Source organism: Micromonospora ureilytica, from assembly GCF_015751765.1.
Taxonomy (GTDB): Bacteria; Actinomycetota; Actinomycetes; order Mycobacteriales; family Micromonosporaceae; genus Micromonospora; species Micromonospora ureilytica.
The window spans coordinates 5,913,524-5,930,151 of the sequence record NZ_JADOTX010000001.1; the positions used below are offsets into that span (position 1 = coordinate 5,913,524).

Annotated in this window: 18 protein-coding genes; 12 read left to right on the forward strand and 6 right to left on the reverse strand. The window is 72.6% G+C overall.

Annotated features, from left to right (window positions below; all coding sequences use genetic code 11):
* The 4 genes from disA to IW248_RS27045 all read right to left on the reverse strand — a co-directional run bounded on the left by disA (position 1) and on the right by IW248_RS27045 (position 4,667).
* Positions 1-1,185, reverse strand: coding sequence for a DNA integrity scanning diadenylate cyclase DisA (gene disA, locus IW248_RS27030; RefSeq protein WP_124818993.1), 1,185 nt, complete (start codon positions 1,183-1,185; stop codon positions 1-3).
* 131 nt (positions 1,186-1,316) lie between these two features.
* Complete coding sequence (radA, locus tag IW248_RS27035; RefSeq protein WP_196929191.1) at positions 1,317-2,774, reverse strand: DNA repair protein RadA; 1,458 nt, start codon at positions 2,772-2,774, stop codon at positions 1,317-1,319.
* 85 nt (positions 2,775-2,859) lie between these two features.
* Positions 2,860-3,639 carry a hypothetical protein gene (locus IW248_RS27040; RefSeq protein WP_196929192.1) on the reverse strand — a complete coding sequence of 260 codons (780 nt, stop codon included), beginning with the start codon at positions 3,637-3,639 and terminating at the stop codon, positions 2,860-2,862.
* A 140-nt stretch (positions 3,640-3,779) separates the two neighbouring features.
* Positions 3,780-4,667 (reverse strand): UbiA family prenyltransferase, encoded by an 888-nt coding sequence (locus IW248_RS27045; protein ID WP_231396454.1) that lies wholly within the window; start codon positions 4,665-4,667, stop codon positions 3,780-3,782.
* Between IW248_RS27045 and IW248_RS27050 the strand changes: the two genes are divergently transcribed.
* From IW248_RS27050 to IW248_RS27065, 4 genes are all read left to right on the forward strand, one after another.
* Positions 4,666-5,439 carry a class I SAM-dependent methyltransferase gene (locus tag IW248_RS27050; protein WP_196929194.1) on the forward strand — a complete coding sequence of 258 codons (774 nt, stop codon included), beginning with the start codon at positions 4,666-4,668 and terminating at the stop codon, positions 5,437-5,439. The two genes, IW248_RS27045 and IW248_RS27050, sit on opposite strands and share 2 nt — an antisense overlap.
* A 41-nt stretch (positions 5,440-5,480) precedes the next feature.
* Entirely contained in the window at positions 5,481-6,647 is a 1,167-nt protein-coding gene (locus IW248_RS27055; protein ID WP_124818984.1) for an acyl-CoA dehydrogenase family protein, read from the forward strand.
* 94 nt (positions 6,648-6,741) lie between these two features.
* Positions 6,742-7,791, forward strand: a complete 1,050-nt coding sequence (locus IW248_RS27060) for a type III polyketide synthase (protein WP_196929195.1) — start codon at positions 6,742-6,744, stop codon at positions 7,789-7,791.
* Between the two features lie 24 nt (positions 7,792-7,815).
* Complete coding sequence (locus IW248_RS27065; RefSeq protein WP_196929196.1) at positions 7,816-8,463, forward strand: hypothetical protein; 648 nt, start codon at positions 7,816-7,818, stop codon at positions 8,461-8,463.
* Positions 8,464-8,471: 8 nt separating this feature from the next.
* Here IW248_RS27065 and IW248_RS27070 read toward each other — a convergent pair whose 3' ends face one another.
* Positions 8,472-9,164, reverse strand: a complete 693-nt coding sequence (locus IW248_RS27070; RefSeq protein ID WP_196929197.1) for a hypothetical protein — start codon at positions 9,162-9,164, stop codon at positions 8,472-8,474.
* 329 nt (positions 9,165-9,493) lie between these two features.
* Between IW248_RS27070 and IW248_RS27075 the strand changes: the two genes are divergently transcribed.
* From IW248_RS27075 to IW248_RS27090, 4 genes are read left to right on the forward strand one after another with little or no spacing between them, the layout of a single operon-like run.
* On the forward strand, positions 9,494-9,979 hold the full coding sequence (locus tag IW248_RS27075; protein WP_196929198.1) for a CarD family transcriptional regulator: 486 nt from the start codon (positions 9,494-9,496) through the stop codon (positions 9,977-9,979).
* Between the two features lie 54 nt (positions 9,980-10,033).
* Positions 10,034-10,729, forward strand: a complete 696-nt coding sequence (gene ispD / locus IW248_RS27080; RefSeq protein WP_196929199.1) for a 2-C-methyl-D-erythritol 4-phosphate cytidylyltransferase — start codon at positions 10,034-10,036, stop codon at positions 10,727-10,729.
* Positions 10,730-10,742: 13 nt separating this feature from the next.
* Positions 10,743-11,228, forward strand: a complete 486-nt coding sequence (ispF, locus tag IW248_RS27085) for a 2-C-methyl-D-erythritol 2,4-cyclodiphosphate synthase (protein WP_196924679.1) — start codon at positions 10,743-10,745, stop codon at positions 11,226-11,228.
* Between the two features lie 10 nt (positions 11,229-11,238).
* Positions 11,239-12,267, forward strand: coding sequence for a tetratricopeptide repeat protein (locus IW248_RS27090; RefSeq protein WP_196929200.1), 1,029 nt, complete (start codon positions 11,239-11,241; stop codon positions 12,265-12,267).
* On the opposite strand, the gene IW248_RS27095 is transcribed toward IW248_RS27090, so the two are convergent.
* Complete coding sequence (locus tag IW248_RS27095; protein ID WP_196929201.1) at positions 12,264-13,454, reverse strand: homogentisate 1,2-dioxygenase; 1,191 nt, start codon at positions 13,452-13,454, stop codon at positions 12,264-12,266. The two genes, IW248_RS27090 and IW248_RS27095, sit on opposite strands and share 4 nt — an antisense overlap.
* 94 nt (positions 13,455-13,548) lie before the next feature.
* Between IW248_RS27095 and IW248_RS27100 the strand changes: the two genes are divergently transcribed.
* The 4 genes from IW248_RS27100 to IW248_RS27115 all read left to right on the forward strand — a co-directional run bounded on the left by IW248_RS27100 (position 13,549) and on the right by IW248_RS27115 (position 16,624).
* Positions 13,549-14,418, forward strand: a complete 870-nt coding sequence (locus IW248_RS27100) for a hypothetical protein (protein WP_124818968.1) — start codon at positions 13,549-13,551, stop codon at positions 14,416-14,418.
* The gene (gene fahA, locus IW248_RS27105) at positions 14,415-15,611 is read left to right on the forward strand and encodes a fumarylacetoacetase (protein ID WP_196929202.1); all 1,197 of its coding nucleotides are present in this window, start codon (positions 14,415-14,417) and stop codon (positions 15,609-15,611) included. Before IW248_RS27100 ends, fahA begins: the two co-directional genes overlap by 4 nt.
* A gap of 176 nt (positions 15,612-15,787) precedes the next feature.
* Entirely contained in the window at positions 15,788-15,997 is a 210-nt protein-coding gene (locus IW248_RS27110) for a DUF397 domain-containing protein (RefSeq protein ID WP_196929203.1), read from the forward strand.
* Positions 15,998-16,141: 144 nt separating this feature from the next.
* The gene (locus IW248_RS27115) at positions 16,142-16,624 is read left to right on the forward strand and encodes an SRPBCC family protein (protein WP_196929204.1); all 483 of its coding nucleotides are present in this window, start codon (positions 16,142-16,144) and stop codon (positions 16,622-16,624) included.
* Positions 16,625-16,628: the final 4 nt, after the last annotated feature.

Below are 16,628 nucleotides of genomic sequence, written 5' to 3' on the forward strand. Positions count from 1 at the left end.
TCAGACGTAGCGTTCCAGGATGGATGCCTCGGCGAGCCGGGACAGCCCCTCGCGAACGCCGCGGGCCCGGGCGTCACCGACCCCTTCGACGGCCTGCAGGTCCTCCACTGTCGCGCCGAGCAGACGCTGGAGGCTGCCGAAGTGCAGCACCAGGCGGTCGACCACCGCCACCGGTAGCCGGGGCACCTTGGCCAGCAGTCGGAAGCCGCGCGGACTGACCGCGGCGTCGAGGGCGTCGGACGCGGCCGGGTAGCCGATCGCCTTGGCCACCGACACCAGGTCGATCAGCTCGGTGGCGCCGAGCAGGTCCAGCTCGACGAGAGCCTCGTCGAGGGTGCGCGACTTGCGGCCGACGGGGAGGTAGTCCCGGATGACCAGGGTCCGGTCGGCGTCCACGCCGGCCATCAGCTCGTCGAGTTGCAGGGCGAGCAGGCGGCCGTCGGTGCCCAGCTCCACCACGTAACCGGCGATCTCGTCGGCGATGCGGCGAACCATCTCCAGTCGCTGCACCACGGCCACCGCGTCCCGCACGGTGACCAGATCCTCGATCTCCAGGGCGGAGAGCGTGCCGGAGACCTCGTCGAGCCGGAGCTTGTAGCGCTCCAGGGTGGCGAGCGCCTGGTTGGCGCGGGAGAGGATGGCCGCCGAGTCGTCGAGCACGTGCCGTTGGCCGTTGACGTAGAGGCTGATGATCCGCATGGACTGGCTGACCGAAATGACCGGATAGCCGGTCTGGCGGGCCACCCGCTCGGCGGTGCGGTGCCGGGTGCCGGACTCCTCGGTCGGGATGGACGGGTCGGGCATCAGGTGCACGGCCGCCCGGACGATCCTGGTGCCGTCGCTGGAGAGCACCACAGCGCCGTCCATCTTGCACAGCTCACGCACCCGGGTCGCGGAGAACTCCACGTCCAACGGGAAGCCGCCGGTGCACAGGCCCTCGACCACCTTGTCGTAGCCGAGCACGATGAGCGCACCCGTGCGACCCCGCAGGATGCGCTCCAGACCGTCGCGCAAGGCGGTGCCCGGGGCCATCAGGGCGAGATTCGCCCGCAGCGGATCTCCGGCACTCCCGGTGGCTCCCGCAGTCACGCTCACGCTGATCGGGCGGGCGGGCGAGCCCACGGCGCCGGTGCGGGCCTGGGGCGGCGCGCCGGCTGGCTTGGTGGTATCGCGGTCGATCGGCACGGGCACAGTCTACGGACTGCCGTGCGGTGGGTGCTGTCGTGGTTACTGTGATGTGTCACGATGCCGCCCTCTTCCCCGTTTCCCGCTTGCGACGCGCTGTCCGGTTTCGCCGCCCTCGTCGGCACGGTGGGTCACTCGGCGGACGCACGGGCCGCATGGTGGAGCGCCGAACGGACGTCGGTGACCTCGGTCACCCGCATCTGCTCGGGGCCGGCACCGGTGCTGGCCGGGCCGCAGCCGGGTGGCACCAGGGCCATCTTGAACCCGAGTCGGGCCGCCTCGGCCAGCCGGCGCGGCACCGCCCCGACCCGACGCACCTCGCCGGTCAGCCCCACCTCACCGATCGCCACCAGGTGCGGCGCGATCGCCAGGTTGAGCCCGCCGGAGGCGACCGCCAGGGCCACCGCCAGGTCGGCGGCCGGCTCCACCACCCGGATCCCGCCCACGGTGGCGGCGAAGACCTCCCGGTCGTGCAGGGTCAGCCGCTCGGTGCGCCGTTGCAGCACCGCGAGCACCATCGCCAGTCGCGCCGAGTCGAGGCCGGAGACGGTGCGTCGGGGAGAGCCCGCCACTGTCGCGCCGATCAGAGCCTGCACCTCGGTGACCAGGGCCCGCCGCCCCTCCATGGCCACTGTCACGCAGGTGCCCGGGACCGGCTCCGCGTAGCGGGTCAGGAACAGCCCGGACGGGTCGGCCAGGCTGCTGATGCCGCCCTCGTGCATCTCGAAGCAGCCGACCTCGTCGGCCGCGCCGAACCTGTTCTTCACGCCGCGCACCAGGCGCAGCGACGAGTGCTTGTCGCCCTCGAAGTGCAGCACCACGTCGACCAGGTGCTCCAGCACCCGAGGCCCGGCCACCTGGCCGTCCTTGGTGACGTGCCCGACCAGCACTGTCGCGATGCCTCGCTCCTTGGCGACCGAGACCAGCGCGGCGGTGACCGCGCGGACCTGGGTCACCCCACCGGGCACCCCCTCGGTGCCGGTGGTCGAGATGGTCTGCACCGAGTCGAGCACCAACAGGCCCGGCTTGACCGCGTCGAGGTGACCGAGCACCGAGGCCAGGTCGCTCTCCGCAGCGAGGTAGAGCTGCTCGTGCAGGGTGCCCATCCGCTCGGCGCGCAGGCGCACCTGACTGACCGATTCTTCGCCGCTGACCACGAGCGAAGGGCTGCCGGCACCGACCGCCCAATGCTGCGCCACATCGAGCAGGAGGGTCGACTTGCCGACACCGGGCTCGCCGGCGAGCAGCACCACGGCACCGGGGACCAGGCCGCCGCCGAGCACCCGGTCGAGCTCGCTCACCCCGGTGGGCACGGCGCGGGCCGGGGCGGCGCTGATGGTGGCGATCGGTCGGGCCGGCTCGGACGGCATCCGGGAGCTGACCACCCGACCGGAGACGGTCGGACCGGTGACGGTGTGCTCGACCACCGCTCCCCACTCGCCGCACTCGGGGCAGCGCCCCACCCACTTGGGCGGCTGGTGCCCGCAGGCGTCGCACTGGTAGGCGGGACGCGGCTCGCGGGCGGCGGACCGACCACGGGCGGCACCGGCCGTGCCGCCACGCGGAGGGGTCGATCGGGAGGTGGTCACATCAGGACGCTAGCCCTCGCGTACGACGAAAACACCCCGGCGTGGTGGTCACCACGCCGGGGTGTTTGTCGATGTGCCTGTCGGGTCACTCGTGGGTCGTGCCGCCCTCGTCGCCCTCGTAGCCGCCCTCGCGCTCGATGATCGGCGACGGAGGGGCCGCCGGGGTGAGCGGCACCGCGACCGGGGCCTGGCCGGTGACCGTGTTGCCGTTGCCGAAGTCGAAGGTCACGACGACGTTCTGGCCGGAGCGCAGCGCCTCGGTCAGGCCGATCAGCCGGAGCTGCGTGGTGGCCTCGGAGTTGAACTGGATGTAGCTCAACGGCGCCAGCTCGATACGCGCCGGCTGGCCCGGGACGGAGGGGCTGGCCGAACCGGACGCCCGCGCCGACTCCGGGGCAGACGGGGTGGCCGAGGACGACCCGGTCTCCGAGGGCGTCACCGACGGGCTCGGCGAACCGGACGTCGAGTCCGACGGGCTGGCCGAACCGGACGGCGACGGGCTCATGGAGGCGGACTCCGAGGCGGACGGCGACGGGCTCGCCGAGCCGCCGCTGATCACCACCTCGCGCGCGCTCTCCGTGGTGACGGTGACAGTCACCGTCTCCTTCGAGTCGTTGTAGATCACGGCGCCGAGCCCCGCGTCCTGGCCGGCCTTGTAGCCCTCGGTGCCCGGGAAGTCCACGAGCAGGCCCCGCACGGAGAACGAACCGTTGTTGGTCGTGAGGTTGACGCCCTGGACCGACGGCTCCTTCAACGCGGTCTCGGCGATCTGACCGGTGCCGCATCCGGAAGCCAGCAGGCTGGCCGCCGCAATCCCGGACAGCAACAGGGCCGCCCGCCGGGATCCCCTGATCGAGCGCGTCACGTCGGTCCTCCTCGTCACAATCCCCACCCGGGCCGTACGCCGGGCACGGTGGCCATACCCGCGCAGACCGCGCTCCAGGGTAGTTGGGGCTGATCGAGGTCCGCACGCGGACCCGGCAATGCCACCTGCCCGGGTGGCGTTCACACCACCCGACCGCTCGCCACCAGCAGAACCACGTCGATGAGGGCCACCAGCATCACCGCGCGGAAGGCCGCCACCGGCCGCCGGCCGGCCCGGATCGCCGAGCGCTCGGCGTACCAGCTCAGTGGCGGCACCACGGCGGCCGCGCCGACCGCCGCCCAGCCGATGGCCGACGGCGGCCCGGGTGGTCCGAGGACCAGGGCCGCGGTCGCCGCGAGGAGGAGACCCGCCGCGGCCACCCGGCTGCCGGCGGCGCCCAGCCGGTGGGGCAGGCCGCGCACGCCGGTGCGAGCGTCGTCGGCCAGGTCGGGCAGCACGTTGGCGAAGTGCGCGCCGGCACCCAGGCAGGCCGCCGCCGCAACCAGCCAGACCGGCGGGGTCGGCTGACCGGGCAGTGCCAGCACCACGAAGGCGGGCAGCGCGCCGAACGACACGGCGTAGGGCAGCACGGAGAACGCGGTGGCCTTGAGCGGCCAGTCGTAGAGCAGGGCGGAGACCAGGGCGAGCGTCAGCCAGAACGCCGCCGCCGGGTTCGTGGTCAGCGCCAGCAGAGGGCAGGCCACCGCGGCCACCGCGGCGGCCCAGGCGGTGGCGCGTCGACCGACCGCGCCACTGGCGACCGGTTTGTCGGTACGCCCCACAGTGGCGTCCCGTTCGGCGTCCAGCGCGTCGTTGGTCCAGCCGACGGCGAGTTGGCTGGCCAGCACGGCGAGCACCACCGAGACGATTCCGGCCGGCCGGTGGCCCACGCCCCACGCCAGCAGACCGGCCACCGTGGTCACCGCTGCGCCCGGTTCCGGATGGCTCGCTCTGACCAGCCCTAACACCCTCGACGACATAAGGGAAGTCTGGTCGTTACCGAGCAGTCGTGCCACGCTCGGTCCCATGCGAGACGTGGCTGCGGCCGGGGCGGCCACCGGTCCGAGGGTGTTGCCGCGAAACGATCCGCGTCAGTACGACGATCTGGCCGGTGAGTGGTGGCGGCCGGATGGGGCGTTCGCGATGTTGCACTGGCTGGCGGAGGCCCGTGCGGCACTGGTGCCGCCGGCCACCCGTCTGGACGCGTTGCTCGTCGACCTGGGCTGCGGCGCGGGCCTGCTCGCGCCGCACCTCGTCGGCAAGGGCTACCGCCACGTGGGGGTGGACCTGACCCGGTCGGCGCTCGTTCAGGCGGCCGACCACGGGGTGCGCGTGGTCCAGGGTGATGCCACAGCCGTCCCGCTGCCCGACGGCTGCGCCGATGTGGTCTCCGCGGGCGAGTTGCTGGAGCACGTGCCGGCCTGGCCGCGCGCGGTGGCCGAGGCGTGTCGGCTGCTACGCCCGGGCGGTGTGCTGGTGCTGGACACCCTGAACGACACGGCGCTGGCCCGGCTGGTCGCGGTCCGGATCGCCGAGCGGCTGCCGACGGTCCCGCGCGGCATCCATGATCCACTGTTGTTCGTGGACGCCCGGGCACTGGTGGCGGAGTGCGCCCGGCACGGTGTCGACCTGCGGCTGCGGGGCATCCGTCCGCAGATCGGCGGCATGCTCGCCTGGCTGCTGCGCCGTGCCCGCGCGAGCCGAACGGCCGGCGCGGTGCCCGCCGGCCGCGCGCCGCGCATCGTGCCGACCGGGTCCACCGCCGTGCTCTACCAGGGCCGGGGGGTCCGCAAAGGATAGTCGGGCCGTGGCGGGGTATGGAACGCCAAGGAGGGGGCGAGATGACTGTGCACGCGCTTGAGGCAGCACGCCGGTTGGCGCCACGATTCGCGGCGCGGGCGGCGGAGCACGACCGGGACGGTTCCTTCCCCGTGGACGACTTCGCCGACCTGCGAGAGGCCGGCCTGTTCGGGTTGATGGTGCCCCGGGCGCTCGGCGGCCTGGGCGCCACCTTCGCCGAGTACACCGCTGTGGCCACCGAGCTTGCCCGGGGTAACGGCGCGACCGCCCTGGTGTTCAACATGCACGCCTCGGTGACCGGCGCGTTGGGCGCGGTCACCGAGGAGTTGGCCGAGGCGCTGGGCGTGCCGGACGAGGCGCTGGCCGCCCGCGACCGGCTGCTCAGCGCGGCGGCGCAGGGCTCCTGGTATTCGGTCGCGATGAGCGAGCGTGGCTCGGGCGCGCGGTTGTCCCAGCTGACCACTGCGTACGAGGCGACCGACGGGGGCTGGCACCTCAAGGGCAGCAAGACCTTCTGCTCCGGCGCCGGGCACGCGGACGGCTACCTGGTGGCGGCGCGTAGCGCGGTCGACCAGTCGGTGGTGTCGCAGTTCCTGGTGGCGGCCGGTGACGGGGTGACCGTGGAGCCGACCTGGGACTCGCTCGGCATGCGCGCCACCTCCTCCCACGACCTGCACCTGGACGTCAGCGTGCCCGCCGACCGGCTGCTCGGGGGGGTGGAGGGGCTGGCGCTGGTGGTCGCCCAGCTGATGCCGCACTGGCTGGTGGCCAGCTACGCGGCCGTCTACGTGGGGGTCGCCCGCGCGGCGATCGACGCGGCGGCCGAGCACCTCAACGCCCGCAACCTGGCCGGTCTGCCGGCGGTGCGGGCTCGACTGGGGCGGGCGGACGCGGCGACGGCCGCCGCCCAGCTGGTGGTGGCGGAGGCAGCCCGCCGGGTGGACGAGGCGCCCGGTGACGAGGAGACCAACCGCTGGGTGTGGCGGGCGAAGCTGCTCGCCGGCACCACGGCCGCCGAGGTGGCGGCGTCGGTGCTGGAGGCGGCGGGCACCTCGGCGACCCGCCGTGGTCATCCGCTGGAGCGGCTCTACCGCGATGCCCGCTGCGGCTCACTGCACCCGGCCACGTCGGATGTCTGCGCCGACTGGCTTGGCATCGCCGCGCTGGGTGGCGACCCGGATCGTGACGGATCGGCGCCACGTTGGTGAGCCCGCCGCACCGGGCTCGCACGGAGGAAAGACCAGCCGAGGTGGTTGGTGGGACGGCCAGGGGGAGGACAGCATCTGACGAGAGGTGGGGATCGTGTCCGTACCAGTGATCGCGGGGCTCGGGACAGCGCAGCCGCCGTCCGCTTCGCAGGACGAGTTGTGGGAGGGCTTCTTCTCCCGGCACTTCTCCGGCACCACCCGGTCGTTGGCCGAGCGAATCTTCGCCAACTCGGGGGTGACCCGGCGGCAGGCCGCGGTCAACCCCCTGCTGGAGGACGTCTCGGACTGGCCGACCGAGCGTCGGATGCGCCGCTACCAGGTGGAGGCGCTGCCGCTGGGCAAGGAGGCGGTGGGTCGCGCGTTGACCGCGGCCGGGCTGAGCGCCGGCGACATCGGCATGTTCATCGTCTGCTCCTGCACGGGGTACGCCACTCCTGGGCTGGACATCCTGCTCGCCCGGGACCTGGGCATGGCCGCGGACACCCAGCGGATGTTCATCGGCCACATGGGTTGTTACGCGGCGCTGCCGGGGCTCGGCGCGGCGAGTGACTTCGTCACGGCCCGGGGGCGTCCGGCGCTACTGCTCTGCGCGGAGCTGACCAGCCTGCACATCCAACCGTCCAGCGCCCGGGTGGACACCCAGCAGATCGTCTCCCACGCGCTCTTCTCGGACGCCGCGGTCGCGGCCGTGGTCGTGCCGGGCGGCCCGGGGTACGCGGTGCGCGAGGTCACCGCCGTCACCGACACCTCGACCGCCGACCACATGACCTGGGACGTCACCGACGCGGGGTTCCGGATGGGGCTGTCGTCGAAGGTGCCGCAGGTGCTGTCGAGGCACGTCCAAAGGCTGGTCGACGACCTGTTGGCCCGGCACGGCGTCGCCGGCTCCGAGGTGGACGGTTGGGCGGTGCACCCGGGTGGGCCGCGGATCCTCAACGTGGTCGAGCGGGAGCTGGCGCTGCCTCCGCAGGGGTTGGCGGCGTCCCGCGCGACGCTCGACGAGCACGGCAACTGCTCGTCGCCGACCGTGCTGCTGATCCTGGACCGGCTGGGCCGGGCGACACCGGCGGCTCGGCGCATCGTCATGCTGGCCTTCGGCCCCGGTCTCACCCTGTACGCCGCCCTGCTGGATCGACAGGACTGAGCCTCCGGCCGGTACGCTCGGGGGGTGGATGCGACGGCGGACGACCGGCTGCGCTCGGTGGTGCTGTTTGGTGCTGTGGCGGCCGTTCTGGTCGTCGGCGGCTGGTGGTGGCGTGCCGCCGCGCCCGCGTCGACGGCAGGAGCGGCTGTCCCGTCGGCAGCGGTGCCATCGGTCGGGCCGAGCGTCAGCACCCCAATTGAACGTTTTCTCCTGCCGGACGAGCCTGATGAGCGGCTGACGGTGCGGATGGACCCCAACACCGGCGAGGTCCTGCGGGTGCATAGCGACTCGCGGTTGGTGATCGACCCGGAGACGGGCTCGATCACCGACATCGAGGGCGATCCCCGGGTGCTCTTCTCCGCGGGTGACCTGCCCGTGTTCCAGGAGACGATCTGGCGGGAGCAGCGGGACCTCGCTGCTGGCCAGGAAGTGACCCGGCAGGCCGGCAACGACGGTGCGCGCTACCTGCTCCAGTACCAGTGCACCCGCCCCGGCACGATGGCGGTTACGGCCGACGGAGCCAAGATCAACGGTCCGGTGCGCATCGACTGCGACGGCACGATCGCCCATGCCGAGGTGCTGCCGGGTCCCGGGCCGTTCCGGGTGTCGCTGTCGGCCGTCGCCCGGCCCATCGACATTCAGGCGCAGCTCGTCGCCCTGCCCCCTCGCTAGCAGGCCGCTCAGGCGGCGAGGGCGCTCAGGTCGTTCCGGTAGGAATCGCTGGTGCCCAGGTCGGGCAGTACCCGGGTCACGATGCCGGCACGGTCGACCAGCAGGGCGGCCGCGGCGCCGGGGCGGGCCGGTTGGCCCAGGAACGAGCGCAGTCCTCCGGCGGGGTCGGCGAGGGCGTGAGCCTGCCGCTGGGTGGTCGGCCCACCCGGGCCCGTCCGGCCTCCGGCGACGGTGACCACGGCGACGCCGGCGGGTGCGGCCGCCAGGGCGTCGGTGACCCGGTCCGGGCAGGGGCAGCCGTCCAGCAGAATGATCATGGCGGGTAGTAGGCCGCGCAGTGGCACGGGCTCGTCGTCCGCGTCGACCAGGTCCAGTGCGGGCAGCGCCCGACCGGCGAGCGTCGCGGGTGGCGCGTAGGGGGCCGGGGTCGGACGGTCGGTGCCGCGGTTGGCTCGGGGCCAGGTGACCACCAGCAGGCCGGCGAGCGTGGTGAGGACGGCCACCAGCAGGACCAGCAGTGGCAGGCCCAGGGCCCGGGGACCGCCCGGGAGGCCGCTGGCCCGGCGCAGCTCACGGCGGATCTGGGCAGCCTCGGCGGCCAGTGCGGAGGCGTCGTCGGGAACCACCACGCGGCCCCATTCGGGCGGGAGGCCGGGCAGGCCGTCGGCTGGCCCGTGACCCTCTGCGTCCGGCTTGCCCATCGGACCCCCTGGAAGCGTCTCGGGAGCGGAGTGCGGCTCGTGTCTCCAGGGTCGCGCACCAGGGGCTCCTCCCGCTACATCTGGGCGCAGTCCTGCTGGCCGGGCTACCATGGGAGGAGCGCATAGCCCTTGATCTCGACGTTCTGTTCACCCGTACCGGGCAGTCATTTGCGCGTTACGGAGCGTGTTCGAACCATCGGTTTGACCGCCTGTCAAGCTGAAGCAAGACCTCTCACAGGGCCCCTGAGCTGCGCCAACGGTCAGGACATCGGTGAGACATCGGTGCCTGAGCGTGTTACCCTAGACACAGCGAAAGGGGTTTCGAACCTATGGTTTTCAGTGTCGGCGAGACCGTTGTTTACCCCCACCACGGGGCCGCACTCATCGAGGCAATCGAGACTCGGGTCATCAAGGGCGAGCCTAAGCAATACCTCGTCCTGAGGGTCGCGCAGGGTGACCTGACGGTCCGGGTGCCCGCCGAGAATGCCGAGATCGTGGGCGTGCGCGAGGTGGTCGGCGAAGAGGGCCTCGGCCTGGTCTTCGACGTTCTCCGGGCTCCGCACACCGAGGAGCCGACCAACTGGTCGCGGCGTTACAAGGCCAACCTGGAAAAGCTGGCTTCCGGCAACCCGCTGAAGGTCGCCGAGGTCGTTCGCGACCTGTGGCGCCGGGAGCGGGAGCGGGGCCTCTCTGCGGGCGAGAAGCGGATGCTCGCCAAGGCCCGCGACATTCTCGTCGGCGAGGTCGCGCTGGCGGAAAAGAGCACCAAGGACGAGGCGGAGACGCTGCTCGACAAGGTCCTCACCGAGGCCTAGTCCGCAGAGCATCGTCGTACCCACGAAGTAGCGAAGAAACCACAGGACCGCGACGTGACCGCGCAGCTAAATCCGCGCGGTGACGTCGCGGTCCTCGTGCCTGCGGCGGGTGCCGGCGTACGGCTCGGCCCCGGCCGACCCAAGGCGCTGCGCCTGCTCGCCGGTGAGCCGCTGTTGGTGCACGCCGTGCGTCGACTGGCCGCCGCGCCCTCCGTGCACACCATCGTGGTGGCCGCGCCGGCCGCCGAGGTGCAGGCCGTCCGTGAGCTGTTGGCCCCGATCGCGCCGGTGATCGTGGTGCCCGGCGGTGCGGAACGGCAGGCGTCGGTCGCCGCCGCGCTGGCCGCGGTGCCCACCGGCCCGACGATCGTCCTGGTGCACGATGCCGCCCGGGCGCTGACCCCGCCCGAGCTGGTCGAATCCGTCGCTGCGGCGGTGCGTGGCGGGCTCGACGCGGTGATCCCGGTGCTGCCGGTCGTCGACACGATCAAGGAAGTCGGTGCCGACGAGGTGGTGCTCGGCACCGTCGACCGTTCCGCCCTGCGCGCGGTGCAGACCCCGCAGGGTTTCCGGCGCGCCGTGCTCAGCGCCGCACACGCCGCCGCCGGTGACTCTCTCACCGACGACGCCGGGCTGGTCGAGAAGCAGGGCGTCGCGGTGAGCTGCGTGCCCGGCTCGGAGTACGCAGTGAAAATCACCCGTCCGTTCGACCTGGCTCTGGCGGAGCATCTGCTTGCCGCGTCCGGTTGACGCGTACCCTCTGATCATGATCGTTCCCCGGGTGGCCATCGGCACCGACGTGCACGCGTTCGAGCCGGGCCGGCCCTGCTGGGTGGCCGGGCTGCTCTGGCCCGACCAGGACGGCCTCGCCGGGCACTCGGACGCCGATGTGGCGGCCCACGCCGCCTGCAACGCGCTGCTCTCCGCCGCCGGCCTCGGTGATCTCGGTTCCGCCTTCGGGGTGGGCCAACCGGAGTGGGCCGGCGCGTCCGGGGTGGCGTTGCTGACCGAGACGGCCCGCCGGGTGCGGGCCGCCGGCCTGGAGATCGGCAACGTGTCCGTGCAGGTCATCGGCAACCGTCCCAAGATCGGCCGGCGCCGTGCGGAGGCGCAGGAGGTCCTGTCCGCCGCGGTCGGCGCCCCGGTCACCGTCTCGGCGGCGACCACCGACGGGCTCGGCTTCGCCGGCCGCGAGGAAGGGTTGGCCGGGGTCGCGGTGGCCCTGGTGTACGACGCGCCGGCCGCCTAAGCTCGCCGCGATGTCCAGCGACCCCACCCCCGACCAGTCCGCCGCCGACGGTTACGTCCAGCGGGCCCAACTCCTCGCCGAACTCGGCCGCTACGACGAGGCGGCCGGGGAGTTGGCCTACGGGTTGGCCCTCCAGCCGGATGACGTGGACGCGCTCACCATGCTGGCCCGGGTGCACCTGGCCGCCGACCGCCCGGCCGAGGCTCTCAGCGCCGCCGACACGGCAGTGGCCGCCGCACCGGAGGCCCTGCCGCCGCTGGTCGCGAGGGGCATGGCCCTGGCCGATCTGGAGCGCTACAGCGAGTCGGCGGCCACCGCCGACCGGATCCTCGCCCTGGGCCCGACCGACGCGTACGCCCAGCGGAGCGCGGCGGCGATCCTGGCCGGCACCCGCAATGGTCAGCCGGCGCTGAACGCTGCCTGGCGCGGTGTCGAGTTGGCCCCGCAGGAGCCGCAGGCGCACCTGGTGCTCAGCCTGGTCGCCGCCCGACTGGACCTGTTCGACCTGGCCGAGCGGGCCTACCGGGAGGCGCTGCGGCTCGACCCGCGGATCGCCGAGGCCGGCCACGACGTGGGTGTCATGCGGCTGGAGCAGCGCCGCTGGTCGGAGGCGTTGGAACACGTCGCCGAGGCGGTGACGGTCAGCCCGAGCCGGATCGACTCGCCACGGACCCTCGCGTACGGGCTGCACCGCCTGGTGCTCTACGGCGCGGGCTGGTCGCTGGTGGCGGCGGTGCTCGTCGCGTTCGCGGCGCCGGCGAGCGACGGGTTCTCCCGCATCCTGGCGGTGCTCGCCGCGCTCACCGGCGGGATCGTCGTCTGGCAGCTCGCAGCCCGGCTGCCGGGGCTGACCCGGACCGTCCTGCCCGCCCTGCTGCACGCGGACCGCGCGATGGCCCTGGCGATCTACGCCGTGGCCGCCGCGCCGCTGCTGTTGCTGGTGTACGCCATGGTCGGCTCCCCGTGGCCCCTGGTGCTGGCCATCGCCGTCACGGCGGTGGCCGAGTTCGCCGTCTTCACGCGAACCGCCATCCGCTAGCGCGCCCAGGTCCAGGCGTATCCCTCGTCTTCGCAGGCGCTGGCGGCGTCGCAGAGATCCAGCGGGCGGAAGGTGTCGACCATGACGGCCAGTTCGTCGAAGTAGTCCGCGCCGATGGAACGCTCGGCGGCGCCCGGCTGGGGGCCGTGGGTGAAACCGGACGGGTGCAGGGAGATCGACCCCTGCTCGATGCCGGAGCCGCGCCGCGCCTCGTAGTTGCCACCGGTGTAGAAGAGCATCTCGTCGGAGTCGACGTTGTGGTGGTTGTACGGCACCGGGATCGACTGCGGGTGGTAGTCGACCTTGCGGGGCACGAACGAGCAGATGACGAAGTTGGGCCCCTGGAAGGTCTGGTGCACCGGCGGGGGCTGGTGGATGCGGCCGGTGATCGGCTCGAAGTCGTGGATGGAGAACGCCCACGGGTAGAGGTGCCCGTCCCAGCCGACCACATCGAACGGGTGACGCGCGTAAGTGTGACGAGTCCAAGCAGTGCCGCTGCCACCGGAGCCTGCGGCCCGGGACCTGTGCCGGACCAGCACCTCGACCTCCTCGCCGTCGACGAGCAGCGGGGCGTCGGGGCCGCGGACGTCCCGCTCGCAGTACGGCGAGTGCTCCAGGAACTGGCCGCGTACGGAGAGGTAGCGCTTGGGCGGGCCGATGTGCCCGGACGCCTCGACGGCGAGCATCCGGACGGGCTGGTCGCCGGTGGGCACCAGCCGGTGGATGGTCGAGGTGGGGATGACGATGTAGTCGCCGGCGACCGCGTCCAGCACCCCGAACGGCGACTCGACCCGCAGGGTGCCCGACTCGACGTAGAGGCAGTGGTCGCCGGTGGCGTCGCGGAACAGCGGTGAGGGCCGGTCGGCGAGGACGTACCCGATGCGTACGTCGTCGTTGGCGAGCAGGTACTGCCGGCCGAGGATGGGGTCGGAGCCGCCGGTGTCCAGTTTGTGGGTGCGCAGGTGGCGGGGCTTGAGCGGCAGGTTCGGCGCCCGGGTGAACGCGGGCGGGGTGAACTCGTCGGCGGCCAGGATCGCGGTGGGCGCGTACCGGTGGTAGAGCAGGGACGAGTCGGAGGAGAAGCCCTCCTGGCCCATCAGCTCCTCGGCGTAGAGGCTGCCGTCGGGCTGCCGGAACTGGGTGTGGCGCTTGCGCGGCACCTCGCCGACGCTGCGGTAATACGGCATCTCGCCTCCCGATAGTTCCCGTTCACCGGCCGAAGGCGTCCGATAATCGGACGCTGTTGTCCGTTCCTCGTAGCGTCCCGTACATTCTTGTTCCGTGTCAACGCAGGTGCCAGCACTCCTCCACGGCCTGGTGGACGACGCCGCCGTCTTCCCTCCGGGCAGCGCCGCGCTGCACGACGCCCTGGCCGCCCACCGCCAGCACCGCGCCGCCTGGTACGCCGACCTGGTCGGCCCGCTGCTGATCCCCGCCTCGGACGTGGCGGCCGGTGAGCTGAGCGGTCTCGTCGACCCGGGCGAGGGCCTGGTGGTCGGCGTGATCGGTGACACCGGGATCGGGAACCTGCCGTTCGCGTTGTCGTTCCTCGCCCCGGACGGCGTGACCGCACGTCAGGTCGAGGTGGCGGTCGCCAAGCGCGGTGAGGACCCGCTGCCCGGCATCGCTGATCTGCTGCGGTTGACCGATGCGCTACCGGACGTGGAGGCCGTCTACGCCGAACTGCCGCTGACCTTCGGGCTGATGGGCGCGCTGGACGCGCTCGTCGCCGCGCGGGCCGACGGGGTGCCGATCGCGGCCAAGTTCCGCACCGGCGGCCTGGCCGCCGAACTCTTCCCCACGCCGACCGAGCTGGCCGCGGTGATCTGCGCCTGCCGGGACCGGGGCCTGCCGTTCAAGCTCACCGCCGGGCTGCACCAGGCGATCCGACACCTGGACCCGGAGACCGGGTTCACCCACCACGGCTACGCCAACGTGCTGGCCGCGACCCTGGCCGCCGCCGACGGTGACGGGGCTCGCTCGGTCGCCGAGCTGCTGACCGTTGTCGATCCGCGCCCCCTGGTGGAGCGGACGACGGCACGACTGGACGGGCCCCGGCCCCTGTGGGTGGGCTTCGGCTCGTGCAGCATCCTGGAACCACTTACCGATCTGATCCGGCTTGGGCTGGTGAACGGGGGCTACGACGCATGACCTGGGTGACCGGCGCCGACGGTTCGTCGTACGGGGTGACGAACCTGCCGTACGGGGTGTTCCGGCAGAACGGCGGTCCGTCGCGGATCGGCGTGCGGATCGGATCCTGGGTCTTCGACCTAGCCGCGGCGGAGGCCGCCGAGCTGGTGCTGGCCGCCGGCACGCTGTGCCGACCCGTGCTCAACGACTTCATGGCCCTGGGCCGTCCGCAGTGGACGGCGGTGCGGCAGCGGATCACCGAGCTGCTGACCGACCCGGCGCACCGGGACGCTGTGGAGCCGCTGCTGCTGCCCCTCGACGACGTGGAGCTGCTGCTCCCCATCGAGGTTGCCGACTACGTCGACTTCTACTCATCCGTTCATCACGCGTCGAACGTCGGGCAGATCTTCCGCCCCGGCCAGCCGCCGCTGCTGCCGAACTGGAAGCACCTGCCCATCGGCTACCACGGCCGGGCCGGCACTGTGGTCGTCTCCGGTACGCCGGTGACCCGGCCGACCGGGCAGCGGGCCTCCGCCGAGGGTCCGGTCACCGGCCCATCGGTACGCCTCGACATCGAGGCCGAAGTCGGCTTCGTGGTGGGCGTACCCAGCGCGTTGGGCGATCGGGTCTCCGTGGACGACTTCGCCGAGCACGTGTTCGGGGTGGTGCTGGTCAACGACTGGTCGGCCCGGGACATCCAGGCCTGGGAGTACCAACCGCTCGGCCCGTTCCTCGGCAAGTCGTTCGCCACCTCGGTCTCGGCCTGGGTGACGCCGCTGGACGCGCTCGCCGACGCCTTCGTCCCGGCCCCCGATCAGGACCCGCCGGTGGTCGACTACCTGCGGGACGTGCCGCACCTGGGCCTGGACCTCCGCCTGGCGGTCGAGTGGAACGGTGACCAGGTCAGCGAGCCCCCGTTCGCCACCATGTACTGGACTCCCGCACAGCAGTTGGCGCACCTCACCGTCAACGGCGCTTCGCTGCGTACCGGCGACCTGTACGCCTCCGGCACCGTCTCCGGCCCGGACCGGGGGCAGGTCGGGTCCTTCCTGGAACTGACCTGGGGAGGGGCCGAGCCGGTCAAGGTGGGTGACGAGAGCCGCACCTTCCTCAACGACGGCGACACGGTGACCATCACGGCCACCGCCCCCGGCCCGGACGGCACCACCATCGCCCTCGGTGAGGTATCGGGCACGGTTCGTCCGGCCCGCTGAGCCGCCATCCGTCGCCCGTCTCGTGCACGGGACCCGTGATCGCACCGGCTGTGCGACCGCCGGCAGAGGTTGATCCGTTGAGCGTCCGGATTCCGTTGCTACACCGCGCAATCCGAGCCGGGCTCTGCCCGGCCGCCAGCGGTGGGGCAATCCCGACGCACACGGAGGTAACGACGATGCACGATCTTGCGGGCGCGGTCTGGCGTACCAGCAGCCGCTCAAACGACCAGGGGCTCTGCGTGGAGGTGGCGGACAACCTGGTCGACGTCCATGGTCTGGTCGGAGTCCGCGACTCCAAGGACCAGGCCGGTCCCACACTCGCGGTCAGCCCGCCGGGGTGGACGGCGTTCATCGGCGCGATTCAGGCCGGTCGCTTCGAGCGTTGACCGGCGCTTCGGCACCTGTCGACGACGATCGGTGCCGGAGCGGTCGCCCAATCGGACAGCGTGGCCTCCGGGTGGTGGAAATTCCGTCCCGGGGGCCACGTTCGGCCCTCACTCCGCGTACCGTCGGGGACACGGGAGGGTGGCATGTCGACGGTGGCGATTACCGGGATCATCGAGGCGCACGCTGTCGATGTCTGGCGTCTGCTGACCGACCTGCCCGGCCGCGCGGCCCGACTGACCGCGGCCGGCCCGATCGAGGTGCTCACTCCGGGTTCGTTCGGGCCGGGCACCTCCTGGCGCGAGGAGCGCGTCCAGCCGGGCGGCGGCACGCTGACCGAGGAGTTCCTGGTGGTGGAGGCGCTCGCGCCGCAGCGGCTGGTGCTCTGTTCCTCCGGTGCCGGCGCCGACTACCGAATCACCTGGAGCCTGCGACCGGTCCGCCGCCGCCGTCGGGGTTGCACGGCGATCACCGTCACCCAGGAGGCGGTGCCGACCGCTCCGTACGGTCGGGTGGTGGCACTGCTGCTCGGCGGGCTGGCCGCGCGGGCGGTCGAGGCGGCGCTCTGGCGTGATCTCGCTGATCTGGCCGTCGCGGCCGGTGCCAGCGGCTCCGTCGAAGCCGCCTGACCGC